Consider the following 23,545-nt stretch of genomic DNA (forward strand, 5'->3'; position numbering starts at 1 on the left):
GCCGAGTCGTGACGGACGACGGAGGTGCCGTGGACCCCGGCTGCCGACAGTAGAGCTATGAACGCTACTGCTGATGGCATCGCGGTCCAGCGGCGCGGGCACGGGACTGCCCCGGCCATCGAGATACGCGGACTGGCCAAGACTTTCGCCGCGCCCGGTGGGACGGTGCGCGCCGTGGACGGACTGGATCTGACGGTGCGGCCGGGGGAGATCGTCTCGAAACTGGTGCCCACCAACGGAATTGCCGTCCTCGCCCGCGCCCCCTTCGCCCAGCCCAGCGCCGCGGGCATCGTCCTGGCCATCGTGAACGTCCTGACCTGGGCGGCCGTCTTCACCCTCGGCTCCGCCTACCTCTTCCGCCGTGACACCGCCCGCTGAACGATTCGGCCCCGCTGGTCCGGCCGAGCGCACCGCCCGGCCGGGCCTCGGCGCGTCTGTCCGCGCGGCGTGGAGCGGCTCCCAGGATCACGGCGGCCCGGACACGGAGCGAGCCGTCCGCGGCCCAGGCGGTCCGCGACTGTCGCCGCGACCGGTCCTGTTCGGTGTAGCGTCCGGCTCTGTGGACGCGGAGGAAGAGGGCATTCGGCGACGGCGGCGGTTCGGGTCGCTGTTCGCGGCGGTGTGGGCGGTGTATCTGATCGAGCCGCTGCGCCGGGGCTGGGAGCTCGAGAATCCGGTGGCCCGGGCGTACACGCTCGCGGTGATCGTGGCCTTCGGCGCCTGCTACATCTGGTCCTACTGGACGCTGGTGCGGGGCAGCCGGCCGGTCGGCGGGGCGTGGCCGCCCGACCCCGAGCTGCGGACGGTCCTGATTCCCCTGGTCGCACAGACGGCGCTGATCCTGGCGGCCGCGGTCACGCTGCACTCCTCGGTGCTGAGCATGAGCGTCTACCTCGCCTCCTACATCGGCTTCAGCGCGCCGGTCCGGTTGGCGATCCCGCTGGAGCTGGCGCTGATCGTGGCGTTCGGGGTGGCACCGCAGCTGGCCGCCGGCCGGCCACCGGACTGGGGGCTCATCCAGTCGATCGCGCTGGCGGGCTTCGCGGTCGGCGGGATTCGCGTGATCCTGGTGCGCAATCACCAGTTGTACCTGGCCCGCAAGCAGCTCACCGAGCTGGCCGTGGCGGAGGAGCGGCTGCGGGTCGGGCGCGACGTGCACGACATCCTCGGCCACTCGCTGACCGTCATCACGGTGAAAACCGAACTGGCGCAACGACTCGTCGATCTCGACCCGGACCGGGCGAAAACCGAGATGGCCGATGTGGAGCGGCTGGCCCGGGAGGCGCTGGCCGGGGTGCGCACCACCGTCGGCGGCCTGCGTGAGATGTCGCTGGCGGGTGAGCTGGCCAATGCCCGCACCGCGCTGCGCGCCGCCGAGATCGAGGCCGAGCTACCGGATTCCGACGATCTGCCGATCCGCCACAGCGTGGTGTTCGGCTGGGTGCTGCGCGAATCCGTCACCAATGTGGTGCGGCACAGCGGCGCCGCCCACTGCCGGGTGCGGGTCACCCCCACCAGTATCGAGGTGTCCGACGACGGTGTCGGCATGCGCGATTCGGCGCGCACCGGCTCCGGCCTGGCCGGCCTGCGCGAGCGGGTGCAGGCCACCGGCGGCACGCTCACCCTCGCCAACCGGCCGGAGGGCGGATTGCGGGTGCTGGCAAGCTTTCCGGCGACCATCAAGGAGCCGGAATGATCAAACTGCTGCTCGCCGACGACCAGGCCCTGGTGCGCGGCGCCCTCGCCGCCCTGCTCAGCCTCGAGCCCGACCTCGAGGTGGTCGCCGAGGTGGGCCGGGGCGACGAGGTCCTCGCGGCCGTCGCGCGCACCGCCCCGGACGTGGCCCTGCTGGACGTGGAAATGCCGGGCCAGGACGGCATTTCGGCCGCGGCGCAGGTGCACGCGGCCCACCCCGAAGTCCGTATCCTCATGGTCACCACCTTCGGCCGGCCCGGCTACCTCCGCCGCGCCATCGACGCCGGAGCCTCGGGCTTCGTCGTCAAGGACACGCCCGCCCGGGAATTGGCCGATGCCGTGCGCCGCGTCCACATGGGCCTGCGCGTCGTCGACCCCGCTCTCGCCACCGAAACCCTCACCGCCGGAACCTCACCCCTGACCGCCCGCGAACGCGAAGTCCTCGCCGCTGCTGCAAACGGCGCAACCGCCGGCGCGATAGCCAAACAACTCCACCTGTCCGAAGGCACGGTCCGCAACCACCTCTCCTCCGCAATAGGCAAAACCGGCACCCGAACCCGCGCCGAAGCAGTCCGCGCCGCCGAACGCCTCGGCTGGCTCTGACTCGCGCTCGCCCCGCGTTGAAGACCGGCGTACGGGCGCATCAGTCGGCGCCATTGGCGTCCGCGCCCGGACCGATCGAGCCGTATGCCCACTAGATGAATCTCCCTATGGCGGGACAGGTTCGGCATCTTCGACGGTGCGTCGATCAAGCTGGCTGCGCGGGCGATGCTGCGAGCAGCCGATTCACGCGCATGCGGGCGGTCGAGTGGAAGCCGGGCCAGCGGTCCGCGCTTTGTGGTGGCGTACTGCCAGACCTCAGAACCTCCCGCCGCGGCTGATGCGGCGGGAGCCATCGGAGCCGCCGAAGGAGCCCGGGCCGTAGCTGCTGCCCCCGCCGCCGAAACCTCCTCCTCCGAAACCCCCTCCGCCGCGGCGGTATTCGTTGCCCATGCCGCGGAGCATGCCGTCGATGAGGATGCCGCCGAGGATGGCGCCGGTTTGGGAGCCGGAGCTGACGCGCTGCTGCTGGGCCTGCCAGTCGCGGACGGCGGCCTGGGCGGTGTGGAGGGCGCGGGCGCCGAGTTCGGCTGCGCGCTGGGCGGATTGCAGTGCGCGCTCCGGATCGGCGGGCGCGAGCTGCTCGGCCTGCTCGAGGCTGCGCTGGGCCTCGGCGAGGCGGGTACGGGGTTCGGCGTCCACGCCGCCGCGGCGGGTGCTGATGAAGTCGGCCGCGGCGTTGATCTGGCCGCGGGCGGCCGTGAGGGTCTGGTCGAGGCGGCGGCGTAGGTCGTCGGCGGCCCGCTTGCGGTCGGTGGCGGACGCGATGGCCTGATCGAGGGCGGTGTCGGCGGCGATGGCCTGCCGGAAGACGCCGAGCGGGTTGGTGGCGGCGTCGGCGGTGGCCTGGTCCAGCGCGGTGCGCGCGGCCGCTGTGGCGCTGGGCAATTCGGTCCCGCCGTGTTCGGAGAGTCCGGCCGCGGTGGCGAGGTCGCGGCGCAGTTCCTCGATGATCGCGGGCAATCCGGCGCGGGCCTGGTCGATATCGGTGGCGGCGGTGTCGACCGCGTCGAGCAGCGTGCGCGCGGCGTCCACGGCGGATTCGGCGGTGCGGATGTCCGCGACCGCCGCGCCCTGCTGGCCGACGGGTTTGGCGACCGCGGCCCGGCCGTCCTCGATCGTCTTCTCCGCGAACCCGATTCGCTCCTGCGCCATGCTCACGTTGTCGCGGATGGGCGCGAGCACCGAGGCCGGGTGGCCGGCCACCAGCTGAGCGAGCGTGGCCTGCGATTTCGGCAGCCGCGCGGTCAGCTCCACCATGGCCCGGGTCAGCGCGTCCAGCCGCTCCCCGGCATTGATGAGCAGATCGCGCATGGCGTCGAATTCACCGACCTTGGCGTCGAGTTCCCGATTCGCGCTGCCGCAGCTGCTGATCAGCTCGACCAGCATGCGCTGCTGCTGGTCGGGCGTCTCGGGAATGTCGTCGTCGAGTTGCTGGCGGATCGAGAAGGCCTTGGCCAGCGCGTTCTTCGCGCCCGTGAGCGCGGCGGTGAACGGCGCGGTGGCGGTGGTCCCGAATTCGTCGGTGGCCAGCCGCAATTCCTCGGTGCTGGTGCGAATGGCGTTGTCGGTGTCGACGAGGGTTTCCTTGGACAGCGCGTCCAGGACCACGAGGGGGAGGGCTTCCAAGGCCGCCGTATCGGTCGGATCGGTCTTGCGAGCCGACTCCATCACCGCGCGTTCGCGCCGCGTCTTGCGCCGCCGTGACCACAGCCACACACCCAGCATCGTCAGCACCACCACCAGCGCCAGGATCAGCAGCGGCCCGAGACCGACACCGCCGGACCCGCTCATGGCGTGCGACAGCCCGCTCGCCGTGGCCAGCCCGGCCCCGGCCCAATCCCCGGCCCGCAGCTTGGGTTCGACCTGGTCGATCAGCAGCTTGTCCAGGTCCTTGTCGCTGACCGACTTGGGCAGCGTGCCCGTGAACGCGTAGGCCCGATCGTCCACGGCCACCGACAGCAGCACGTCCCGATCCCCGAACCCGGACAGCCCCGCGGTCTGCTCACCCCACGAATGTGAGTCCATCCCATTGAAATTGCGCACGTAGACGACCCACAGCCGCTCGCGGTCGCGCGAGTACAGCGAGTCGATGGCCTGCTGCAGTTCCGCGGTCTGCCCCGGATCGAGCGCGCCGGCATTGTCGGTCACATAGCCGGGCAACCGCAGCGGCGCGTCGGCCGTGGCCGGTGCGGCCCACCCGCCGACGAGGGCCGAGGCCAGGAGCAAGCCGATCACGAGGAGGAACAGCTGCTTCGATAGCCGCATGCTCCGAATCTAACTCCGGAACGCTGAGGGTCGGTTTCTTCTGCACACTGTGTCGAGGGCCATGACTACGATCGGGGAGTGATCACGATCGATTCGCCCTACACGGGACACGTCTCGCCCGGCTCCAACCCGCAGCAGCGTGAGGTGCCGGGTGCGCGCATCGTGAAAATGTCGGTGGGCGCCATGGACAACAACACCTATCTGGTGCAGTGCGCCGCCACCGGCGCGACGCTGCTCATCGATGCCGCCAATGAGGCGGACCGGATTCTCGAGCTCATCGGTCAGGAGGCGCCGGGCCGGGTGGAACTCATCGTCACCACGCATCAGCACCGGGACCACTGGATCGCGCTGCTGGATGTCGTGAAGGCGATCGAGACTCCCACCGCCGCCCACGCGCTGGACGCCGACCCGCTGCCCGTCACCCCGGCCCGGCTGCTCGCGGACGGCGACCGTGTCCAGGTCGGTGAGCTGGAGTTGGAGGCCATCCACCTGCGCGGGCACACGCCCGGCTCGGTCGCGCTGGCGCTCACCGACGGGGCCGGCCGCACGCACCTCTTCACCGGCGACTCGCTGTTCCCGGGCGGCGTGGGCCGCACCCTCTCGCCCGAGCAGTTCACCTCGCTGCTCGGCGATGTCGAGACCAAACTCTTCGGCCGCTACCCGGACGACACCGCGGTGTACCCGGGCCACGGCGCCGACACCACCCTCGGAGTGGAGCGCCCGCAGTTGCCCGAGTGGCGGCGACGCGGTTGGTGAAACTCCGGAACCGCCCAACCGAACCGGACTGTCCGGTCCGGGACATCACCTCCGTCAACCCCGCGGGCGGACACGGTGTGCTGCGCTGGGCCCGGCGACTGCTGATCGGCTCGCTGCTCATGGGCGTCCTGGTGGTGGGCGGTACCGCCGTGCGGGTCTGGCAGGTGGCCCGCATCGACGACTACTCCCCGGCCGACGCCATCGTGGTGCTGGGCGCGGCTCAATACGACGGCACGCCGTCCTCGGTGTTCGAGGCGCGACTCGACCAGGCGTACAAGCTGTTCCGCAAGCAGATCGCGCCCATGATCGTCACCGTGGGCGGCAAGCAGGTCGGTGACAACTACACCGAGGCCGCGTCGGGCAAGAACTACCTGAAAGACCGTGGCGTGCCGGAGGATCGGATCCTGGCCGTCGAAACCGGTTCCGACACCCTGCAGAGCGTGGAGGCGGTGTCGAGAGCGCTACGGGCGCGCGGCAAGTCGTCGGTGGTGCTGGTCAGCGACCCGTGGCATTCGCTGCGCACCCGCACCATGATGCGTGATGCCGGGCTGTCCGCCTGGACCGCGCCCACCCGCACCGGCCCGGCGGTGTACACCCGGGAATCGCAGGCGCACGGCATCTTCCGGGAGACCTTCGCCCTGCTCTGGTACCAGCTGACCCATTTCTCGGCGGATTTCAAATACACGGCGGATCAGTGAGCGATGAACGCACGTATCGACTATGACGGTGTGTACTCCGAGGCCGATCGGGAGCGCATGGTGCCCGAAACCGAGCGGACCGCGGGACTGAGCTGGTCGCCGTGCCCGGCCCGGCGCAGTGAATTCGCGCGGGATCGGGCGCGGGTGCTGCATTCCGCGGCGCTGCGACGGCTGGCGGACAAGACGCAGGTGATGGGGCCGCGTGACGGGGACACTCCGCGCACGCGGCTGACCCATTCGCTGGAGGTCGCCCAGATCGGCCGCAGTATCGCCGACAGCCTGGGCTGTGATCCCGATCTGGTGGATCTGGCCGGGATGGCGCACGACATCGGGCATCCGCCCTACGGCCACAATGGCGAGCAGGCGCTCGACCAATTCGCCGACGCGCACGGCGGTTTCGAGGGCAATGCGCAGAACCTGCGCATCCTCACCCGGCTGGAGCCGAAGGTCATCGACGATCAGGGCGTCAGCTTCGGGCTCAACCCGACCCGGGCCGCACTGGACGCCGTCATCAAATATCCCTGGGGCAGAACGGGTCCCCGCTCCAAGTTCGGCGCGTACGGCATCGACATGGACCGCCTGGACTGGGTCCGCAAGGGTGCGCCGGATCGCCGCCAGTGCCTGGAATCGCAGATCATGGACTGGTCCGACGATGTCGCGTACTCCGTGCACGATGTCGAGGACGGGGTGATCGTGGGCCGCATCGACCTGCGGGCGCTGGCCGACCCGGTCGAACAGGTCGCGCTCGCGGAACTCGGTGCGCGCCAGCATCCTTCGCTGGCGCTGGAGGAGTTGGTCGCCGCCGCGCAGCGGCTCTCGGAGATGCCGGTGGTCGCCGCCGCCGCCGAATACGACGGCTCCCTGCGTGCCTCCGTGGCCCTGAAACGACTGACCAGCGACCTGGTGGGCCGTTTCGCCACCGCCGCGGTCGAGGCCACCCGCGCCGCCTGGGGCGGCCGCCAATTGTCGCGCTACACCGCCGATCTGGAGGTGCCGCGCATCGCCGCCGCCGAGGTCGCGGTGCTCAAGACCATGGCGCTGCGCTACGTGCTCTCCGACCCCATCCACCGGGTGCGCCAGGCCGGGCAGCGCGAACGCATCCTGCTGGTCGCCAACCGGCTGCTGGAGGCCGCCCCGCACGGGCTGGACCGGCTCCTGCTGCCGTGGTGGGAGGCGGCCGGCGACGACACCGCACGGGTGCGGGTGATCGTCGACCAGATCGCGTCCTATACCGAGAGCCGCCTGGAACGGGTCGCCGCCGCGATACCCTGAATCCGGTGGAACCGGCGGCAGGGGGCGCGATGACCCGCGAGGTGGACGGCATAGTCGACCTGGATCGGTACCCGCTGGACCGGAGGTCGGTGGCACGGCTGCGCGAGGTGATCGAGCGGGCGCAGGCGGACTTCCTGGTCAGCGGTGTCACCGTGCTGCCCGAATTCCTGCGCCCCGCCGCGGTGACCGAGATGGCCGCGGATGTGCTCTCCGACGGGCTGGGCGACGCCATGCGGTTCGAGTACACGGTCGCGTGCGACCGGATTCCGGATTCCTCGCCGCTGAAGGCGCTCTACCACTGGGAACCACTGCGGGAGTTCGTGTCCCACCTGGTGGGGGAGCAGGCCTACCGCTCGGCCGACGAGCTGGGGGCCATGACGGTGCAGATCCACGAGAACGGGGATGTGCAGGACTGGCACTACGACATGTCCGATTACACGGTGATGCTGCACATCGTCGCGCCGGAGCGGGGCGGGGCGCTCGAATACATTCCGCTGCCCGGGGCTTTCATCGAGCGCGGGGGCGGGCTGCCCATGCGGCACCGGCACATGGTGAAGATGCTGCCGACCGTGCCGGGGACGCTGGTGCTGCACGCCGGGCGGCGATCACGGCATCGGGTGACACCGGTGCAGGGGGAGATTCCGCGGGTGAGTGTGCACATGGCGTTCAATTCGCGGCCGGGGCAACGGCTCAATGCCCATGTGCGGCGGCATCTGTTCGGGCGCGAAGAGTGAACCGACCCATCGTGGGACGCGTCCGCACTCGCTCCGAATCGGGTGGTCCCGCTGATCAGTTCGCGGCGTGCATGGCCACATAGTGCGCGATGCATTCGCCCGGCGGGCCGTCGGCCACGATGCGGCCCTCGTCGAAGACCAGCACGCGGTCGAAGTCGGCGAGCAGGTCCAGATCGTGTGAGACCACGATCAGCTGCTGCGGAAGTTCGTGCAGCAGACGGGAGATGCGGCGGGTGTTGCGCAGGTCGAGCAGCGTGGTGGGCTCGTCGAACACCACGTACTTCGGTCCCACCGACAGCACCGCGGCGATCGCGAGCAGCTGCTTCTGCCCGCCGCTGAGCAAATGCGCCGGGTGGTCGCGGAATTCGGTGAGACCGTATTCGGCGAGGGTCGCGGCGACGCGGTCCGGGATCTCGGATTTGGCGACGCCGTGGTGCTTGAGCCCGAAGGCCAGATCCTCGGCGACGGTCGGCATGACGATCTGCACATCCGGATCCTGGAAGACGAATCCGACCAGTTTGCGAACGGCCCTGCCCTGCTTGCGGGTATCGAGCCCGTCGACCCGCACGCGGCCGTCGGTGGGCACCTGCAGCCCGTTGAGCAGCCGCGCGAACGTGGACTTGCCGGACCCGTTGGAACCGATGACGGCAATCCGGTTCTCGCCCAGGCGCAGATGGAGGTCGCGCAGCACCGCGCGCTCCCCGAACCGATGCGAGACGCCGTCGAGTTCGATCATGCCCGCGCCGGAATCATCGGATACGCCTTGCGGACCGCCACCGCGGCCAGCGAGCCGACCACGGTCTTGAACACGTCGCCGGGCAGGAACGCCACCGAGGTGGTGATCGCCTTGCCCAGGGCGATGTGCGCGGCGGCGGCCATCCACGGAATGCCGATGACGTACAGCACGATCGCGCCGCCCAGGAAGTTGATCAGCAGGGCGATGGGCAGGTTGTAGTACCGCCACAGGCGTTCGGTGAGCAGCCCGATCACCAGTGCGCCGATCGGATAGGCGATCACGAAGCCACCCGTCGGGCCCATGATCACCGACAGCCCGCCGCGTCCGCCCGGCAGCACCGGCAGGCCGGCGAAGACCAGCACATCGAACAGCAGGATGGCCAGCGCACCGCGCTTGGCGCCCAGAATCGACCCCGCCAGAATGACGCCGAGGGTTTGCGAAGTGAAGGGCGCGAAGGCTCCCGGCAGCTGAACGAGCGGGAAGAATCCCAACACCACCATGATTGCCGCGAACAGCGCGATCTGCGCCAAATCCCTACTACGCACCGAGGCATCCTAAATGGCCCCGGTTCGGACTCTTCAGTCCAGGCCGCGGGCGTCCAGCGCCTCGCCGACCCCGTCGGCCATGCGGAGTGTGCGGATCAGTAGCGGAACCAGGAAGACCGTGCTGCGCTCGATGCCACGGGCGCGCTGCGCCGAGCGGACGAGTTCGGCCTGGTCACGGATGACGGGGATGAATCGGATGGTCATGGCGACCAGCAGGCCCACGCGCTCGGGACGGACGCCCAGCGGCCGCAGCGGACCGAGCGCCCGTTCGATGGTCTCGACCATGGCCGAGGTGCGTGTGGTGAGCGTCACCAGATTGGCCAGCAGGACCAGCGTGAGCAGTCGCTCGCCGACCAGGATGGCGGTGTGCCAGCCGGTGAAGATCACCTGCGCGACCACGATCAACGCCAGAAACGGTGCCAGCCCGAGTGCCTGCCGCCCGGTCGTCCGCCACGGAATCCGCGCGACCGCATACAAACCCAGCACCACCGCCAGCGCGAGCGCCACCCACACGATCGACGGCACGAAGAACAACGCCGTCCCCGCGACCGCCAGCACCAGCACTTTCACCCCGGCGGGCACGTCGTGCACCGGCGTCCGGGCGTCGTGATAGAGGCTGAGCACCCGGTAGATCCTCGCACCCCGGTTCTATAGTTGGTCGTTGGGGACGGGACAACTGATCTCGCTGCGAGTGGGGTAACTCGTCGGGTACGTCCGAAATTTTCGTAGTATCTGACCGCCGGCACGCGTGTGGAACCGGCAACGGCTCCTAGTTGTGCGCTGAAGTTTCGGGGAGGCGGGATTGTGCGCTGAAGTTTCGGGGAGGCGGGATTGTGCGCCGAATCGCGGAGAGGTGGGGGAGCGCTAGACTCGCTCCGTGGCAGGCCGACTTCCTGACCGCGATATCGCGGCGATTCGTGAACGTGTCCGGATCGAGGATGTCGTGGGTGAGTACGTCACTCTCAAGCGCGCCGGCGCCGACTCCATGAAGGGCCTGTGCCCCTTCCACGACGAGAAGTCCCCGTCCTTCCACGTGCGCCCCAATCACGGCGTCTTCCACTGCTTCGGCTGCGGTGAGGGTGGCGACGCCTTCGCCTTCCTGCAGAAGATCGAGCACGTCGGTTTCGTCGAGGCGGTCGAGCAGCTGGCCGACCGCATCGGCTACAAGATCAACTACGAGGGTGGCGGCACCTCCGTGCAGCGCGACCGCGGCACCCGCTCCCGCCTGGTCGCCGCCAATGCCGCCGCGCACGAGTTCTACGTCTCCCAGCTCGGCGAGCCCGGCGCGGAAGCCGCGCGTAAGTACCTCACCGACCGCAACTTCGACCACAACGCCGCCCGCCAGTTCGGCTGCGGCTACGCCCCCGGCGGCTGGGACACGCTCACGAAACACCTGCTGCGCAAGGGTTTCGACTTCAAGGAGCTGGAGGCCGCGGGCCTGTCCAAGCAAGGCCAGCGCGGCCCCATGGACCGCTTCAACCGCCGCCTGCTGTGGCCCATCCGCAATCTCGGCGGCGAGGTCATCGGCTTCGGCGCGCGCCGCCTGTACGACGACGACACCATGACCGCCAAGTACATCAACACCTCGGAAACGTTGCTGTACAAGAAGTCTCAGGTGCTGTTCGGCCTCGACCACGCCAAGCGCGAGATCGCCAAAGGCCACCAGGCCGTTGTCGTCGAGGGCTACACCGACGTCATGGCCATGCACATGGCGGGCGTCAAGACCGCTGTCGCCTCCTGCGGCACCGCCTTCGGTGACGAGCACCTCGCCATCCTGCGCCGCCTGCTCATGGACGACAACTTCTGGCGCGGCGAGATCATCTACACCTTCGACGGCGACGAGGCGGGCCAGGCCGCCGCCCTGAAGGCCTTCTCCGGCGACCAGAAACTGGCCGGCCAGACCTACATCGCGGTGGCCCCCGACGGCCTCGATCCCTGCGAGCTCCGCCAGCGCAATGGCGACGGCGCGGTCCGAGACCTGGTCGCCCGCCGAGTCCCGTTGTACGAGTTCGTCATCCGCGGCCTGCTCGCCGAACACAATCTGGATTCCCCCGAGGGTCAGGTCGAGGCGCTGCGCCGCGCCGTCCCCGTCGTCTCCCAGATCAAGGACTTCGCCCTCCGCAAGGCGTACGCCACCAAACTGGCGGGCTGGGTCGGCTGGGACGACATCCAGCAGGTCGTACGCCGCGTCGGCGATGAAGCCCGCAAGGGCGCCCGCACCGGCGCCAAACCCGGCATCCCCGAACGCCAAGCGCGCCAAGAGGTCACCGAGCACCCCGCCGCCCGCCCCAACCCCCACGACCCGACTTTGCTCCCGCAGCGTCAAACCCTGGCCGCCGCACTGCAATACCCCGCCTTCGCGGGGCCCGTCTTCGATGCCCTGGAGCCGGAAGCCTTCACCCAGCCCGCCTACATCGCGGTCCGCGCCGCCATCGCCGAGGCCGGTGGTACCGCCAGCGGTCTGACCGGCGCGGAATGGGTCGCCACGGTCGCCGACAACACCGAAGACCTCACCCTGCGGGCCCTGGTCTCCGAACTGGCCGCCGAGCCCCTCCCGGTGAAGTCCGCCGAGGACATCCCCCGCTTCGTCACCGGCGTCCTGGCCCGCACACAGGAGTCCTGGGTCGGCCGCCAGATCGCCGAACTGAAGTCCAAACTCCAGCGCATCTCCTCGACCGAGCAGCCCGACGGCTACATGGCCCTGTTCGGCGACCTGGTCGCCCTGGAGCAGTACCGGAAGAGCCTGCTGACCCAGGCCATGGGCAACTCGGGCGACTTCGTAAGTAGCTGACCCCGGTGACAGGCGGCGGAGCCCGCCGCCGGTGCCCTTCAGGGTGCGCTGACAAGCCTGCCGACGCTGGATCGGCAGGCTTCCGGTTCGAATCTCGGCTGGGGTGGGGCAACGCCCCAATCCCTCAGCGCCGCAGTTGATCCTGCGGCACGAGGATGGTGGTCCGCTCGTCCAGCGGCACCATCGGTTCCAGCTTCGGCTGGGTGCTCAGCTTGTCCGCGAGCTTCTGCCGCCCCATCATCACGACCTTCCGTGTGACAGGGCTCTCGCTGATCGCGCGGGTCGTCTTACTGATCTGCTCATACCGAGCCCGCCCGGCCTTAGCGCCCAGCACATACCCGGCCGCAACACCGATGATCAACCGCAGCATCCCGAGAAGCTCCTCCCATAGACCAGCCTGCCCCCACATCCTGCCCGACCCCACCCCCACCTGTCGATCCGGCACCCCACCTACATCCCCGCAGGTAGAGCCGCGATTTGGGAACTGTACAACCGATACGCTAAAGTTTTCCCCGGCCGGTCCGAGAGGGTCAGCCAGGGAAACAATCCCCTATAGCTCAATTGGCAGAGCAGCCGACTGTTAATCGGCAGGTTTCTGGTTCGAGTCCAGATGGGGGAGCAACAAAACACCCCTCACCAGTGCAGATACTGGTGAGGGGTGTTTCGTTTTGCCCGGATTCCTGCCCCAGGGTGCAGAAACGATGCAGATTACGACGAGGTCACGGAGATTTCCCGGTCACCCAGCGGCTCCAGAGCATCCCGCACATCGGGTGCTTCAATGGCACGCTTGACGTAATGGCGGCGGGTGACCGTCGTCCGGTTCGAGTGTCCGCCTTGCGCCTGCGCCGCGTCCAGCCCGTGTTTCTCATCGACCGCGGTCAACACGGTCTTCCGGAAGATGTGCCACGTCACCCAATCGAACTCGGGACCGCGTGCTTCGCGCCACTGTCGGTTGAGGTTGTTGGGGCCGCGCCAGCCGCCGGTCTGCGAGGCGATCACAGGGGAGTCCGCAGCGGGCCTCTTCTTCGGCTTCAACCGTTTCAGGATCTCGACCGCGAAGTCGGGGACCGCGAGACTGCGGTAACCGGACTCGGTTTTCGTCAGATCCTGCCGGACAAGACCGTCAGAGGTTTGCACCACGGTCCCGCACACTGTGAGGCGCGGCGGTGTGGAGTCGAGATTGACGTCGCCCCAACGGACAGCCAGCAACTCGCCGATGCGGCATCCGGTTGCCAGCATCAGGTCCATGAGATCGACGAGCGTTTGCGTTCTGGGTTGCCCTCCGCTTTGGCGAGGCGATTCCCCGGGCGCCACTTCTCCGGCCGCCCACGCACGGAGTCGGGCGCGCAACGCCTGCCGTTCCTCGGATTCGATGATGGTCACCTCCTTCACCTTTGCGGCCGGCGTAAAGGCATCGCGCGCGGGATTGTGGGGCAGGGCATCGTGATCAACAGCCAGCGAGCACGCGCCGACGATGGTGACGCGAGCCAGGCGTGCCTGTGCGGGATGTTCCTTCGCGACCCTTCGGAGGAACCCGGAAACGGTGGCGGTCTTGAGTTCTCGGAGCTGTAGGCCGCCAATGCCGGTATGGGGAGCGCAGACGACCTTGGCGGCGGCCCGGTACTGATCCAGGGTCTGCGGGCGACGCTTGCCCTCGGCCTCTGCGTGGTCGAGCCACAGTGTGATTGCTTCGCTGAGTCTCGTTGTGGGCTTGAGTCCTTCGTTCGCGCCGCCCGCGATTGCGGAGCGTTCGGTGAGTGCCGCTTTCAGGGCGGCCTCTGCGGCGGCTTGCGATTTTCCGGTGCGTTTCACCGGTCGGAGTCGGCCGTCGCTGTCGCGGACGCGGGTGTACGCGAGCCATCCTCCGGCGTCCTGCTCGGTGAGGGTGATGCGTCCGTGGCTGCCGACTGGTGTGGTTGGGCGTGGCACTGGCGTCCTCTCGTTTATGGTTCGAGTCAGGATACTAGCATGCCGCGCACCGTATTTCGGCTCGGTTCTGGTGTTGATGCACCCTTCCGTGCTCTGCGGCTGCTTGACGTGACCCGCCGGAATCGGCTTCGGTGCGACCCGCTCGGATGGTTGAGACCTGTACGTGATGCCTATCACTATTTTGAATTGTCATTGATTGTCATTGACTCCCATTGACTCCCGTTCATTACCGGTTGGCACCGGTTAGCCCTGTCTGCGAAGCAGCTCGGGCAAGCGATGTCAAATAGCCGACCAGATTCATTCGCTATCGTCTGCGTAGCGGTGAATCCGCTACGTACCGAAGGGATTTAAACCAATGCGTAAGACTGCCATTTCGCTCGATATCTGCGACCGCGCCACCTGGCCGGAGTTCATGATCCCCCGCGAGACTTCGCACGTCACGCGCCGGTCTGTGAGCTCGCACGCTCAGGATCGCATGGCAGGCACGGGCATTCCGTACATCAAGGATCGCGGCCGGGTGCTGTATCGGAAGGTCGACGTGTGCGCATACCTGGATGCGCACCGTGTCGAGACTCGCGCGATCGCCTAGCCAAGACGGAGATGGCTCGGGCTAGTCCACGTGGTCCACATGTCCACACCAGGTCAGGGCTGGTTTCCGTGGTCCACGTGGGCCACATGGTCCGCATCGCCGGGAGTCGGCCGAGGGTTGCGTCCTGCCGGTCAAGCCTGCGGCGGCAGGAGCCTGGCGCGCACTGAACGGCCAGAAAGTGCTCCTGACCAGCATGTCGGCTGTGTTGGACACATGGCGAAAGTCATGGTATAGACTACTGCGCAGGGGTCGGGAATCTTACCACCCCATGCACTGAAAGGCAATCACACCGTTGCTCACTCCGAGCCACGTTCGGGAACTCGACCGCCGCGCAGCGGTCGCCACGGGCCGACTCGGCCGCACACGGCAACTCACCCCGGACAACACCACCCTGATCACGGCACTCCGCCACGAAGCGGCCACCGCCCGTATCTCGGCGTACGCGGCCAAGCTCCTGCAAGACCTGCCGCCACTACCCCGGACACACGTCCGCGAGATCGTCGAGACTCTCCGGGCCGCATAGCCCATCGACTAAAAAGGCCGACCCGACTGCCATCGGATCGGCCTTGTAAATCCTCTCGACCCCGCAACAAGAACGAGACAACTACACATGAACCCTACCATGGGGCGCGCCGCAGCCCGCCGCCATTCTGCCGCGCTGCGCTGCGAGCCAATGGCATGTGGATGCCGTGACCCCCTCTACCACCGCTGCGACCGCACGCCGAATCGCCTGCCACGACCCCCTCGCCTACAAATGCGGCCGAACGACGAATCACCAAGAGCCATAACGAGACTCGACACCATCAAGGCCATTTCCCAATGGTTGCGCGGTCACACCGGCAGCGGCGGGGACTGGTGGAACCAGGGCGATGTCCGCGAGCTCTGGCACCGCAACGGCCCCGACGATCGCACCGCCGCGCAAGCGATTGCCCGCGATTCGGGCTGGCTTCCGATCACCACTGGCAGCGACCAGCTCGCCGCCTGACCAACTCCCCCAATTCTCCTGGAAAGTAAAGGAATTCCCGTGTCTCAGCACGTCCCCGACCTGCCGAAACCGATCTCATTCGGAGGCCGCGCACACCATCTCGGCCACCCCCTCGTTCGCCGCGTGATCCGCGACCTCGAAGAACAGTGCCAGATGTTCCGTGACGGCTGGCTCGCTGCCGAGCGTCGGAACGAGGGCATCGGCAAGTGACTACTCAGCCGATCAGGTCGATGGCCGATGTCAAGGCACTCAGGGGTCTCTACCTGCCCCCCGAGTCGGCCGCTACGTCGAACGTCGTCGAGATGCCGCGGCGCACGACCGCCGAACCGGAAAACGCGCCCACGAGCGACATAGGCGACGCTCCGAACGTGATGCTGCCGCGCGTCCCCGATACCGCCGACGATCACCCGCGCGCCGAGGGGTCTGCGGTAGGCGTGGACATGCGGCCGGCGACACCGGACGACGGGGAAGAATTCTGGACTGCCCGGCCCGAACTCACCCATATCCGGGCCTTCGCGCGTGCCCGCATGGCAGGACCGTACAGCACCCTCGCAGTGGTACTGGCCCGCGCTGTCTGCTCCATCGAACCCACCACGCAACTCCCCCCGACCATCGGCAAGAATGCCAGCCTGAACTTCTTTGTCGCACTGGTGGGTCGATCAGGAGCCGGTAAGGGCGCGTCCGAGGGCGCCGGACGTGACGCCGTCAAATTCCTCAACGAGCAGGCGGACCTTATCGCCGCTGAATCGTTCCCGATCGGCACTGGGCAGGGCCTCCGCGCCGCATACATGCGGGCACCCGATAAGGACGAGGTCGAGCAATACCCGACCGGCGTGCAAGTCCGTACCTGCTGCATGTTCACCGCACCCGAAATCGACTCCCTGACCGCCTTGGGGCAAACTCCCGGGTCTGTTCTGATGCCAGAGCTTCGGAAGCTGTACAGCGGCGAGGAGCTGGGGCAGGGCAACGCAACTCGCGAAGCTCGGGTCATTGTGCCGGAACACAGCTACCGGGCCGTGCTGATCGCTGGCGTGCAGCCGGGCCGCGGCCGCGCATTGCTCGACGACAGCGATGGCGGCACCCCTCAACGGTTCCTGTGGGTGCCGGTTACGGACCGCGGCGCGCCGGATATCACCCCGGAATGCCCGGAGCCGCTGGAGATCTCGATCACGCGGAGGGGCAAAACGGTGGTTGCCGTGCCGGAGTCGGTAGTGGCGCCACTGAAGGAAATCCGTCTGCGGATGCTGCGTGACGACCCCCGTGTGGATCCGCTGGACGGACACCGGGGCCTCACCCGGTTGAAGGTCGCGTTCGCGTTCGCGGTGCTGGCGGGCCGCTCGTCAAGGGTCACTGAAGACGATTGGGAACTCGCTGGGCACCTGATGCAGGTGTCCGACCGCACTCGCGGACAGATCGAATCGGTGCTGCAGGAACAGGGGCGTGCCGCGAACTATGCGCGCGCTCATTCCGAGGCTGACCGCGCCGAAGTGCTCGAACAGCGGAAGCTGGAGCGTGAACAGGCGCGGGTGAAGAAGAGCGTGACTGTGAAGCTGGCCCGTGGTCAGTGGGTCAGTCGAGGGGAGCTGAACCGTGCCCTGAAGTCGGACATTCGTCCGCATGTTGACACTGTGCTCGCCGATCTCGAATCCGAGGGCGCGATCGAAAGTCGTGACGAAGCGAATCGGCGCGAGTACCGCTCGCGGCGCGGCGACCAGTAGCCCCGATCGGGACCCCGCACCGACGGTGTGGACAGGACCGGAATGTGGCCCACGTGGACCACGGAAACCGGCGCTGACCTGGTGTGGACATGTGGACCACGTGGACGGCACCCCCTCCACGTGGTCCGCATGGTCCAGATATCAACCGACACAACCGAATAGAGACCATCGTGACCTACCACCGCCCGCAACCCGATGCGGCCACCTGCCCGACCTGCCGGACCACACTCCCGGTCGAGGCATTCACTACCCGCGAGGACGGGACCCGCCGCGCCGAGTGCCGCCCGTGTTTCTCCCGCCGCATTCAGCGGCTCCACGGCCGCCGCACCAGCAAGTGGGCCAACTACTACCAGCCTCGCCCCATCCGGGGAGACGCCGCATGAGCGCCGCACACGACTTCGCCGACTCGATCGCCGTTCTCGAAGACGTCGCCGACGAAGCCGACACCTACGCCGGTGTTCTCATCGCCGACGAAGACCCGGCGCAACCGGCGTGGGCTGACCGCCTCGAAGCCATCGCCCGGCGTCTGGAAGGCATCGCGGCCGAACTCTCGGCCTACCGGTGAGCGGCAGCAAGCCCAGCGCGGCCGAGCGTGTCCGCGACGACGTGGCCGCGCTCGCTCGGGAAGGCATGAGCCGCAACAGGATTGCGCGACAGCTCGGATGCGCCCCGGCCACGGTCACTGACGCCGCACGTTTGGCCGGCGTCGAGTTCGACCGCCGCCAAACGGCCACCGCTACCCAGGTGACCGTTATCGACGCGCAGCAGCGCCGCGACCGGCTTTCTGATCGCTGGTTTGACGTCGCCGAGGGCGCGCTGGGTCGGTTGAAAGAAGCGGTCGACGACGACGACCCGCAGGCCGCGCGAGCATGGGCAACCGCCTCCGCGATCGGCACCGACAAGTTCCTGGTGCTCGCCCCGCCGCAATCGGACGGCGGCGACCAGGACGCCCGGCTCGCGCTGACCGCGCTGATGGCCGCAATCCGGGCGGCCGCGCCCACCGACAACGACTGACCAACACACAGATCGGATCCACCATGACCCCCACCTCGTTTGAAATGTCCGGCTTCAATGCCCCCACCACCGGAATCAACTCCTACGCGCCGCGGCTCGCCGACCTCGTTCCCTTGGGGTCCGCCGCGCTCGATGACGTGGCCGACGTCGCCGAGGAGGACGCCAGCGACGACCCCGGCCCCGGCGTAGCCGAGCTGATGGCGCAGCGCAGGGAACGCCGCAGCCTGCCACGCGACGAACGCGACGCGGCGCAGCGCCACGCCGCCGAGACCGAATGGGCCGCCCGGCAGAACGAAACGGCGAGGCAGGCTCACCAGACCTTCCAGGAGTCGGGCGGTCAGTGGCAGGCGCAGGCCGCCAACACTGGCCACCCGGAACAGGTAGACGTGCCGGAGACGTCCGTCGCCGCACTGCGCGAGCAGCGGGCCGAACGCAGGCGCCACGGCTTCCACGGCTACAGCGTGCACGGCGAGTCCACTCCCATGCCCGCCTCGTGGGCCGGTTTCGACCAGCAGTAGCACCCGGACACCCCTCAGGGCGCGGCCCCACCGCTGACACCAGCGCGTAGGGCTGCGCCCAACACAACTGAACAACAACTGAATATGGAGGTTCCCGATGTCGGGAATCGATCTTGTCGCGCTATACGCGCAGGCACAGGCGGGCAAACAGACGCGGAAGAAGAAGCGCAACGCCCGCCCCCTCGTCCGCCTCTGGGACGGCAACTGGGCATTGCGCGGCATCTGCGGCGCCGAGATCAGCGGCGATTTCAAATGGCTGCTGAATGATTCCGGTACCGGAACACTCGTTCTGCCCTATGACCATTATCTCGCGAAATGGATCATGCATGCCGATCAGCGCACCACGGAATCCGTTCACGTAACGGTTGACCATTCCGGGGCGCGGTGGGACGGCCGCATGGAATCAGCGACCGTGAAATCCGACGAGAGCGGTTACACAGTCGTCGAAGTGCAATTCATGCACTCGTATGAAGAAATTAAACGGCTGTACGTATGGTCAAACCCGCTCACCCCGGCGATCCTGCAATGGCCGCGCGATTTTATTCTCCCGGGACCCTCCGTCTGGGTTCTGAAAACGGCCCTTTTCCTCCAATTATTGCGTGTAGAGGGATCGCTATGGGCACTGCCTGACGACCCGACCGACCCGAGGGAACTCAACAGCCTCGACCAATCGAATTGGCCCATTGTTGTCGCCCCCTCCGACCTGTTGAACGACGGGTCCTTGTGGACGATTTTCATCTCGCGGTGGAAGAGTTTCCACAATGCGGCCGCGGCGACTCTCGCCGAGGCACAGATCATGGTCACTACCCGCCGCTGGTTGACCGGCGACCCGCCCGCCTGGCCTGGGGCGTCGCTGCGTCACGGCACGCTTGTCGTCGATTTCGTGGACTGTTCCGGATTCGAGGGGACCAGCCAAGGCGGCAACCTTCTGACCGGTCTCGTGCATACCGTTCAGGTCCTCGCGAACGACTTTCTCGAACAGACCGATGTGGTGTTGCCGGACCCGAATGACCCGGCCGAATACCGCAATCCTGGGTGGCTCGGTTCGTTGCCGTCGAACCCGTGGGTTGTGTACCGGCAGGGTGAACACACAGGCGTCCGTACGTCGGAATTCACGCTGTTTCCGACGAAGGCCGTGCAAATGCTCACGGGTGGCCATTCAGCCTATGGCGTGAATGAGGGCATCGGTATTGCGGTGCAGCTCGCGGGCGACGTTGCGGCAGCCGCTCTGCTGGGTGAAGTCTATGGCGCTGCGGCGGCAGGCCAGATCATCAACACCGCCTTGTATCCGCTGTATAAGGATACCGTCGGTGCGTGGATGTCCTATAAGGACGCTACACGCGCATACAACGCTGGCTGGTCCCATTACTACGAATACTTCGAGAGTTCTCCGGATAGCGCGTATTCGCTGAGTTCGCTGATCAGTCTGCGGGCTGCGATGTGGAAAACGCGGCGTTTCTTCACGCACAAGCTCACGGTGACCAATGGGCAGCCGTACACCATCGGCGCGCGCGGGTTCGGTCATTTCTTTCTCGGCGACCGCATCGGTTCCACCGTGAAGGGGATGCCGCCCGGTCAAATCTATGTGGATCAGGTGACCGCGCTCGAACTGGGTTGGTCACGCGGCGACGCCCCGACCTGGCAGGTCACGATCGGGTCGGACAAGGCGACCGAGGAGCCCACAGCGAAAGCGTTGCGGCTCATCGCAAACGCAATGTCAGAGATACACGACCTCACTGTCGTGTCGTAGCTGGTTGCGCTGCCGCACAGTGGACGCGCTTGTGCCGCAGTCCGTGCCGCACCTGTGCCGCACGGGCTGCGGCAGGTGCGGCATCCACTACCTGTGAGGTTCGGCCCGCGCTGCCGCAGTCTGCCGCGCAGGTCACGGGCGGTGCCGCACGCTACCGCCGCACCCGAGGCCGCACAGTGGATCGGCCGGCCGCCGCACCCCGCTATCCGGCCGCCGCACCCTGCCGCACCCCGTGCCCGGCCGCGCCCCAAAAGGCCGCAGCGCTAGTTACACAGTGCCCCAACACGTTCCGTTTGCCGGTACACCACGGAGTATGTAATCTGTCAGGGAACCCTGGCAACAACCGAGGAGAACCGGCACCACGATGTCAACGACCGCGACCACACTCACCGCCCCCCTACTGTTCAACCCCGACGCGAGTAGCAAGATGCTCATCATCTGCGCTGCCGCAGCTGCGCATTCAGCCACGCGACCGGACTACGCCGAAGTGTCCGCCGATGCGCTCGACCAGATCACCGCAGAGTTGCGCTCCCGTGCCGCTCTCGGTGACATGGCCGCGCGTGACTGGATCGCGGCGCCCCTGAAGCCGCGAGTCAGTGTGGATCTTGCCAACTGGTTGGACAACGAGAGGGACGCCGGGGACTGGGACGGCGACATGATCACCTAACCGTTCCTTGGACGAGACAAAGGCCCCCGGCGGAAGCTACCCGCCGGGGGCCTTGTCGTTCTGGACGCTACCAAATGAACTGACGTCCGACTACGCGGTGCCCGATCACGGTGTCGAGTGCACACAGGCGGGCACACTCCGGAACTCAGTCCATGATCTTGGCCCATCGCTCATGGGCCGACTGGCGCGAGATTCCTGCGGCCCGGCCGATCACCTCCCAGGACAAACCATCGGCGCGAGCCGCGCGAACAGTGTCGTTGACGCGGCGCTGCGCCTTGTCCAGCTCGGCGACCGCCAACGTGATCTGTTCGACGGCTCCCTCGTGGCGGCCGTCGTTGGTTTGCCTGCCCATGGTCGATCCCCCTCAGTTGTTGTCAGGCTTCCCTGGCAGGCTACCCCGTCCCTGATCTGGCCGCCAGCATGCCCGGGCCGCACCCCCGCCGCGCCGAACGCTGCAGCGCCGACGCAGCCCCCTGTACAACCCACGGCCGTGCTCGGTCACGTGACAAAAAGGTCACGGCATCCGCCGCACGTGCGCGTCCCGAGCCGCTGCGATCAGAGCCCGCGCACCATCCCCAATCGCAGCCTGTTCGACCAACGTCGAAAAGGTCCGTTCGTACACTGCCAGCTCCGCCGGCGTCGACAACGTCAGCTCGGCCGCCACAGTCTCGACCTGCACAGTCTCGCGGTCGAAGATGACGAAGTTGGTTGCAGGGCAACGGAACTCGGCAGTCATCGGAATGATGCCCAGCGCTACCCGCTGGTTGGTCATCACTTCCGTCAGCTGTTCGAGTTGCTCGATCATGATCCGGTTGTCGCCCACGGTGCGGTACAGGGCTGGCTCACCGATCACGAAGTTGAAGCGGTGAATCCCGTTGTGCAGCACGGCTTGCCGTTCCATGCGGGCCGAAACCGCGGCCTCAAGGTCATCGGGGCCGCCCATGATGTCGATGCAGGCTTGCAGCACAGCCGCGGCGTAGTCCCTGGTTTGCAGCAGGCCTGGGATCAGGTCCGGTTCGAACCAGCGCATCCACCGTGTGAGCGATTCCCGGGACACTGATTGCTGTTGTCGGTGGGCGTGACCGGTGGCGCACAGTCGCCGCCACTCCAGATAGGCGGCTTCGATGTTGCGGACGGAGGCGATCAGGTCAGGGATGTGCAGTGGCGTGCCCGTGGCGTGGCACCAGTCGCGGATATCGCCCTCCGACGGTGTTCGTCGGCCGTGCTCGAATCGGCTCACCTTGCTCGGCTGCCACCCGCAGGCGGTGGCGAGTTCTGCGCCGGACAAGCCACTGTCGCGGCGCAGTTCCCGTAACCGTTGGCCGAGCGCGCGGCGGGCCTCATCGACACCGCTCACGCTGGTGTGTGCGCGGCGTACTCGTTCACGTAGACGGCGTGATCGATGGCCTGCGGCCACACGCGTGACCGGAGCAGGACGGCGTGCGTGACCAGAGCTGGGTCTTCGGTGACCGCGACACCGCATGGGGCGCCGGCCGAATCGGTGGCGTTGTAGGCGACCAGCGCATCATCGATCAGCCAGAAATCGTCTGCGGCAGCATCGTGCAGGGCTGCCAGGTGGCGCGGCAGCCAGCGGACGGTCTCCCCGACAGCGATGTTCTCGACGTCTGTGATCGACAACAGCCACCGCACGTAGTCACTGTGTGGGACGCTGACGATCCGTACCCGTTCGACGGCGACACCCCGCTGTGTAGTGGCCTCGATCAGGTCGCCCCACTCGCGCCACTCGTCGGGCGGCTCGACGGCCGGTTTACCGGCTAGGAATCGGTGCAGCGGCTCGGCTTCGTCGTCGACCAGGTAACTGTCCCTGGTCTCCAGGTGGAAGCAATGGTGCCGGGCGCGGCCGAACAGGTCGGGGAACGGATCACCCGTGAGTAACCGCATCGGGCGTTTCCTCTCGCATCGCTGGTACCTCCACGGCCGATTCGTGGGCCGGTAGGTTCAACTGTTCCACGGCTTCCCGGTCGATGACGGGCGTGCCGCTGAGCGTCAGTGTGCCGCGGCCGGTGTCGGTCAGCCGCGCGCCGATGCAGGACCCCGGTTCGAGGAACCCGAGTAGCCGTTGGGGTATCTCCACCCGGTCATCATGTCCGGGCACTGTCCAGCCTTGCACGACCACGGTGTCGTGGTCGGTGGCCCACAGGGTGGGGCTGTTTCCGTGTCCGCTGGGTCCGCCGAGGCAACGAAGTTTCATCGGTATGGCCTTTCGGTGAGGGCTTGCCATGCTGTGTCGATGGTCGCGCGATTCGCCAAGTAGGAGCA

At 67.5% G+C, this 23,545-nt stretch carries 29 protein-coding genes and 1 tRNA gene; 20 read left to right on the forward strand and 10 right to left on the reverse strand.

The window, feature by feature from the left end; all coding sequences use genetic code 11:
- Window positions 1-57: 57 nt before the first annotated feature.
- The 3 genes from ACWEKS_RS19315 to ACWEKS_RS19325 all read left to right on the forward strand — a co-directional run bounded on the left by ACWEKS_RS19315 (window position 58) and on the right by ACWEKS_RS19325 (window position 2,298).
- Window positions 58-378: a hypothetical protein gene (locus tag ACWEKS_RS19315; protein WP_452341353.1), complete on the forward strand. Its 321-nt coding sequence runs from the start codon at window positions 58-60 to the stop codon at window positions 376-378.
- A 181-nt stretch (window positions 379-559) separates the two neighbouring features.
- Window positions 560-1,696 carry a sensor histidine kinase gene (locus tag ACWEKS_RS19320; protein ID WP_452341354.1) on the forward strand — a complete coding sequence of 379 codons (1,137 nt, stop codon included), beginning with the start codon at window positions 560-562 and terminating at the stop codon, window positions 1,694-1,696.
- Window positions 1,693-2,298: a response regulator gene (locus tag ACWEKS_RS19325; protein ID WP_379378751.1), complete on the forward strand. Its 606-nt coding sequence runs from the start codon at window positions 1,693-1,695 to the stop codon at window positions 2,296-2,298. Before ACWEKS_RS19320 ends, ACWEKS_RS19325 begins: the two co-directional genes overlap by 4 nt.
- Before the next feature lie 255 nt (window positions 2,299-2,553).
- Here ACWEKS_RS19325 and ACWEKS_RS19330 read toward each other — a convergent pair whose 3' ends face one another.
- Window positions 2,554-4,563 carry a TPM domain-containing protein gene (locus tag ACWEKS_RS19330; protein WP_452341355.1) on the reverse strand — a complete coding sequence of 670 codons (2,010 nt, stop codon included), beginning with the start codon at window positions 4,561-4,563 and terminating at the stop codon, window positions 2,554-2,556.
- 78 nt (window positions 4,564-4,641) lie between these two features.
- Here ACWEKS_RS19330 and ACWEKS_RS19335 point away from each other — a divergent pair, with 78 nt between their 5' ends.
- From ACWEKS_RS19335 to ACWEKS_RS19350, 4 genes are read left to right on the forward strand one after another with little or no spacing between them, the layout of a single operon-like run.
- Window positions 4,642-5,319, forward strand: coding sequence for an MBL fold metallo-hydrolase (locus ACWEKS_RS19335; RefSeq protein WP_452341356.1), 678 nt, complete (start codon window positions 4,642-4,644; stop codon window positions 5,317-5,319).
- Window positions 5,320-5,363: 44 nt separating this feature from the next.
- The gene (locus tag ACWEKS_RS19340; protein ID WP_452341385.1) at window positions 5,364-6,017 is read left to right on the forward strand and encodes a YdcF family protein; all 654 of its coding nucleotides are present in this window, start codon (window positions 5,364-5,366) and stop codon (window positions 6,015-6,017) included.
- Window positions 6,018-6,020: 3 nt separating this feature from the next.
- Window positions 6,021-7,289, forward strand: coding sequence for a deoxyguanosinetriphosphate triphosphohydrolase (locus ACWEKS_RS19345; RefSeq protein ID WP_452341357.1), 1,269 nt, complete (start codon window positions 6,021-6,023; stop codon window positions 7,287-7,289).
- A gap of 5 nt (window positions 7,290-7,294) precedes the next feature.
- Window positions 7,295-8,023: a HalD/BesD family halogenase gene (locus ACWEKS_RS19350; RefSeq protein WP_354835423.1), complete on the forward strand. Its 729-nt coding sequence runs from the start codon at window positions 7,295-7,297 to the stop codon at window positions 8,021-8,023.
- A gap of 55 nt (window positions 8,024-8,078) precedes the next feature.
- On the opposite strand, the gene ACWEKS_RS19355 is transcribed toward ACWEKS_RS19350, so the two are convergent.
- Genes ACWEKS_RS19355 through ACWEKS_RS19365 form a run of 3 tightly spaced genes read right to left on the reverse strand, consistent with a single transcriptional unit; the run spans window position 8,079 to window position 9,928 of the window.
- On the reverse strand, window positions 8,079-8,759 hold the full coding sequence (locus ACWEKS_RS19355) for an energy-coupling factor ABC transporter ATP-binding protein (protein WP_452341358.1): 681 nt from the start codon (window positions 8,757-8,759) through the stop codon (window positions 8,079-8,081).
- Window positions 8,756-9,304 carry a biotin transporter BioY gene (locus ACWEKS_RS19360; RefSeq protein WP_452341359.1) on the reverse strand — a complete coding sequence of 183 codons (549 nt, stop codon included), beginning with the start codon at window positions 9,302-9,304 and terminating at the stop codon, window positions 8,756-8,758. Before ACWEKS_RS19360 ends, ACWEKS_RS19355 begins: the two co-directional genes overlap by 4 nt.
- Window positions 9,305-9,337: 33 nt before the next feature.
- Window positions 9,338-9,928 (reverse strand): energy-coupling factor transporter transmembrane component T family protein, encoded by a 591-nt coding sequence (locus tag ACWEKS_RS19365; RefSeq protein ID WP_452341360.1) that lies wholly within the window; start codon window positions 9,926-9,928, stop codon window positions 9,338-9,340.
- Between the two features lie 253 nt (window positions 9,929-10,181).
- Between ACWEKS_RS19365 and dnaG the strand changes: the two genes are divergently transcribed.
- Window positions 10,182-12,095, forward strand: coding sequence for a DNA primase (gene dnaG / locus ACWEKS_RS19370; RefSeq protein WP_452341361.1), 1,914 nt, complete (start codon window positions 10,182-10,184; stop codon window positions 12,093-12,095).
- Between the two features lie 124 nt (window positions 12,096-12,219).
- Here the strand turns inward: dnaG and ACWEKS_RS19375 are convergent, their stop codons facing one another.
- Entirely contained in the window at window positions 12,220-12,465 is a 246-nt protein-coding gene (locus ACWEKS_RS19375) for a hypothetical protein (protein ID WP_354835413.1), read from the reverse strand.
- A 176-nt stretch (window positions 12,466-12,641) separates the two neighbouring features.
- On the opposite strand from ACWEKS_RS19375, the gene ACWEKS_RS19380 reads away from it, so the two are divergent.
- Window positions 12,642-12,714: transfer RNA gene (locus ACWEKS_RS19380), tRNA-Asn, on the forward strand.
- A gap of 89 nt (window positions 12,715-12,803) precedes the next feature.
- Here the strand turns inward: ACWEKS_RS19380 and ACWEKS_RS19385 are convergent.
- The gene (locus ACWEKS_RS19385; RefSeq protein WP_452341362.1) at window positions 12,804-13,907 is read right to left on the reverse strand and encodes a tyrosine-type recombinase/integrase; all 1,104 of its coding nucleotides are present in this window, start codon (window positions 13,905-13,907) and stop codon (window positions 12,804-12,806) included.
- A gap of 472 nt (window positions 13,908-14,379) precedes the next feature.
- Between ACWEKS_RS19385 and ACWEKS_RS19390 the strand changes: the two genes are divergently transcribed.
- The 11 genes from ACWEKS_RS19390 (at window position 14,380) to ACWEKS_RS19440 (ending at window position 21,265) form a co-directional block, all read left to right on the forward strand.
- Complete coding sequence (locus ACWEKS_RS19390) at window positions 14,380-14,613, forward strand: helix-turn-helix domain-containing protein (RefSeq protein WP_452341363.1); 234 nt, start codon at window positions 14,380-14,382, stop codon at window positions 14,611-14,613.
- Window positions 14,614-14,905: 292 nt separating this feature from the next.
- Window positions 14,906-15,136 carry a hypothetical protein gene (locus ACWEKS_RS19395; protein WP_452341364.1) on the forward strand — a complete coding sequence of 77 codons (231 nt, stop codon included), beginning with the start codon at window positions 14,906-14,908 and terminating at the stop codon, window positions 15,134-15,136.
- Window positions 15,137-15,436: 300 nt separating this feature from the next.
- Window positions 15,437-15,598 carry a hypothetical protein gene (locus tag ACWEKS_RS19400; protein ID WP_452341365.1) on the forward strand — a complete coding sequence of 54 codons (162 nt, stop codon included), beginning with the start codon at window positions 15,437-15,439 and terminating at the stop codon, window positions 15,596-15,598.
- A gap of 39 nt (window positions 15,599-15,637) precedes the next feature.
- Complete coding sequence (locus ACWEKS_RS19405; RefSeq protein ID WP_452341366.1) at window positions 15,638-15,808, forward strand: hypothetical protein; 171 nt, start codon at window positions 15,638-15,640, stop codon at window positions 15,806-15,808.
- 20 nt (window positions 15,809-15,828) lie between these two features.
- Entirely contained in the window at window positions 15,829-17,316 is a 1,488-nt protein-coding gene (locus ACWEKS_RS19410; RefSeq protein WP_452341367.1) for a hypothetical protein, read from the forward strand.
- Window positions 17,317-17,486: 170 nt separating this feature from the next.
- Window positions 17,487-17,699 (forward strand): hypothetical protein, encoded by a 213-nt coding sequence (locus ACWEKS_RS19415; RefSeq protein WP_452341368.1) that lies wholly within the window; start codon window positions 17,487-17,489, stop codon window positions 17,697-17,699.
- A complete protein-coding gene (locus ACWEKS_RS19420) occupies window positions 17,696-17,881 on the forward strand; it encodes a hypothetical protein (protein ID WP_452341369.1) in 186 nt (61 codons plus the stop codon). Before ACWEKS_RS19415 ends, ACWEKS_RS19420 begins: the two co-directional genes overlap by 4 nt.
- Window positions 17,878-18,330 (forward strand): hypothetical protein, encoded by a 453-nt coding sequence (locus tag ACWEKS_RS19425; RefSeq protein ID WP_452341370.1) that lies wholly within the window; start codon window positions 17,878-17,880, stop codon window positions 18,328-18,330. Before ACWEKS_RS19420 ends, ACWEKS_RS19425 begins: the two co-directional genes overlap by 4 nt.
- A 44-nt stretch (window positions 18,331-18,374) precedes the next feature.
- On the forward strand, window positions 18,375-18,848 hold the full coding sequence (locus tag ACWEKS_RS19430; protein WP_452341371.1) for a hypothetical protein: 474 nt from the start codon (window positions 18,375-18,377) through the stop codon (window positions 18,846-18,848).
- Between the two features lie 97 nt (window positions 18,849-18,945).
- Entirely contained in the window at window positions 18,946-20,598 is a 1,653-nt protein-coding gene (locus tag ACWEKS_RS19435) for a Gp37-like protein (RefSeq protein ID WP_452341372.1), read from the forward strand.
- A 364-nt stretch (window positions 20,599-20,962) separates the two neighbouring features.
- Window positions 20,963-21,265 carry a hypothetical protein gene (locus ACWEKS_RS19440; protein ID WP_452341373.1) on the forward strand — a complete coding sequence of 101 codons (303 nt, stop codon included), beginning with the start codon at window positions 20,963-20,965 and terminating at the stop codon, window positions 21,263-21,265.
- Window positions 21,266-21,410: 145 nt separating this feature from the next.
- On the opposite strand, the gene ACWEKS_RS19445 is transcribed toward ACWEKS_RS19440, so the two are convergent.
- From ACWEKS_RS19445 to ACWEKS_RS19460, 4 genes are all read right to left on the reverse strand, one after another.
- Window positions 21,411-21,617 (reverse strand): hypothetical protein, encoded by a 207-nt coding sequence (locus ACWEKS_RS19445; RefSeq protein WP_452341374.1) that lies wholly within the window; start codon window positions 21,615-21,617, stop codon window positions 21,411-21,413.
- Window positions 21,618-21,779: 162 nt separating this feature from the next.
- Window positions 21,780-22,622: a helix-turn-helix domain-containing protein gene (locus ACWEKS_RS19450; RefSeq protein ID WP_452341375.1), complete on the reverse strand. Its 843-nt coding sequence runs from the start codon at window positions 22,620-22,622 to the stop codon at window positions 21,780-21,782.
- Window positions 22,619-23,167, reverse strand: a complete 549-nt coding sequence (locus tag ACWEKS_RS19455; protein WP_452341376.1) for a DUF6879 family protein — start codon at window positions 23,165-23,167, stop codon at window positions 22,619-22,621. The genes ACWEKS_RS19450 and ACWEKS_RS19455 overlap by 4 nt, the downstream gene beginning before the upstream one ends.
- Window positions 23,148-23,477 carry a hypothetical protein gene (locus ACWEKS_RS19460; RefSeq protein ID WP_452341377.1) on the reverse strand — a complete coding sequence of 110 codons (330 nt, stop codon included), beginning with the start codon at window positions 23,475-23,477 and terminating at the stop codon, window positions 23,148-23,150. Before ACWEKS_RS19460 ends, ACWEKS_RS19455 begins: the two co-directional genes overlap by 20 nt.
- Between the last annotated feature and the right edge of the window lie 68 nt (window positions 23,478-23,545).

The sequence above is a fragment of the Nocardia sp. NPDC004711 genome (assembly GCF_053601595.1).

Bases quoted from the DNA above. Each gene is read 5' to 3' on its own strand.
- ACWEKS_RS19315 (WP_452341353.1), top strand. From the start codon at position 58: ATGAACGCTACTGCTGATGGCATCGCGGTCCAGCGGCGCGGGCACGGG.
- ACWEKS_RS19325 (WP_379378751.1), top strand. From the start codon at position 1,693: ATGATCAAACTGCTGCTCGCCGACGACCAGGCCCTGGTGCGCGGCGCC.
- ACWEKS_RS19330 (WP_452341355.1), bottom strand. From the start codon at position 4,563: ATGCGGCTATCGAAGCAGCTGTTCCTCCTCGTGATCGGCTTGCTCCTG.
- ACWEKS_RS19345 (WP_452341357.1), top strand. From the start codon at position 6,021: ATGAACGCACGTATCGACTATGACGGTGTGTACTCCGAGGCCGATCGG.
- ACWEKS_RS19355 (WP_452341358.1), bottom strand. From the start codon at position 8,759: ATGATCGAACTCGACGGCGTCTCGCATCGGTTCGGGGAGCGCGCGGTG.
- ACWEKS_RS19375 (WP_354835413.1), bottom strand. From the start codon at position 12,465: ATGCTGCGGTTGATCATCGGTGTTGCGGCCGGGTATGTGCTGGGCGCT.
- ACWEKS_RS19390 (WP_452341363.1), top strand. From the start codon at position 14,380: ATGCGTAAGACTGCCATTTCGCTCGATATCTGCGACCGCGCCACCTGG.
- ACWEKS_RS19410 (WP_452341367.1), top strand. From the start codon at position 15,829: ATGGCCGATGTCAAGGCACTCAGGGGTCTCTACCTGCCCCCCGAGTCG.
- ACWEKS_RS19420 (WP_452341369.1), top strand. From the start codon at position 17,696: ATGAGCGCCGCACACGACTTCGCCGACTCGATCGCCGTTCTCGAAGAC.
- ACWEKS_RS19430 (WP_452341371.1), top strand. From the start codon at position 18,375: ATGTCCGGCTTCAATGCCCCCACCACCGGAATCAACTCCTACGCGCCG.
- ACWEKS_RS19435 (WP_452341372.1), top strand. From the start codon at position 18,946: ATGTCGGGAATCGATCTTGTCGCGCTATACGCGCAGGCACAGGCGGGC.
- ACWEKS_RS19440 (WP_452341373.1), top strand. From the start codon at position 20,963: ATGTCAACGACCGCGACCACACTCACCGCCCCCCTACTGTTCAACCCC.
- ACWEKS_RS19445 (WP_452341374.1), bottom strand. From the start codon at position 21,617: ATGGGCAGGCAAACCAACGACGGCCGCCACGAGGGAGCCGTCGAACAG.
- ACWEKS_RS19455 (WP_452341376.1), bottom strand. From the start codon at position 23,167: ATGCGGTTACTCACGGGTGATCCGTTCCCCGACCTGTTCGGCCGCGCC.
- ACWEKS_RS19460 (WP_452341377.1), bottom strand. From the start codon at position 23,477: ATGAAACTTCGTTGCCTCGGCGGACCCAGCGGACACGGAAACAGCCCC.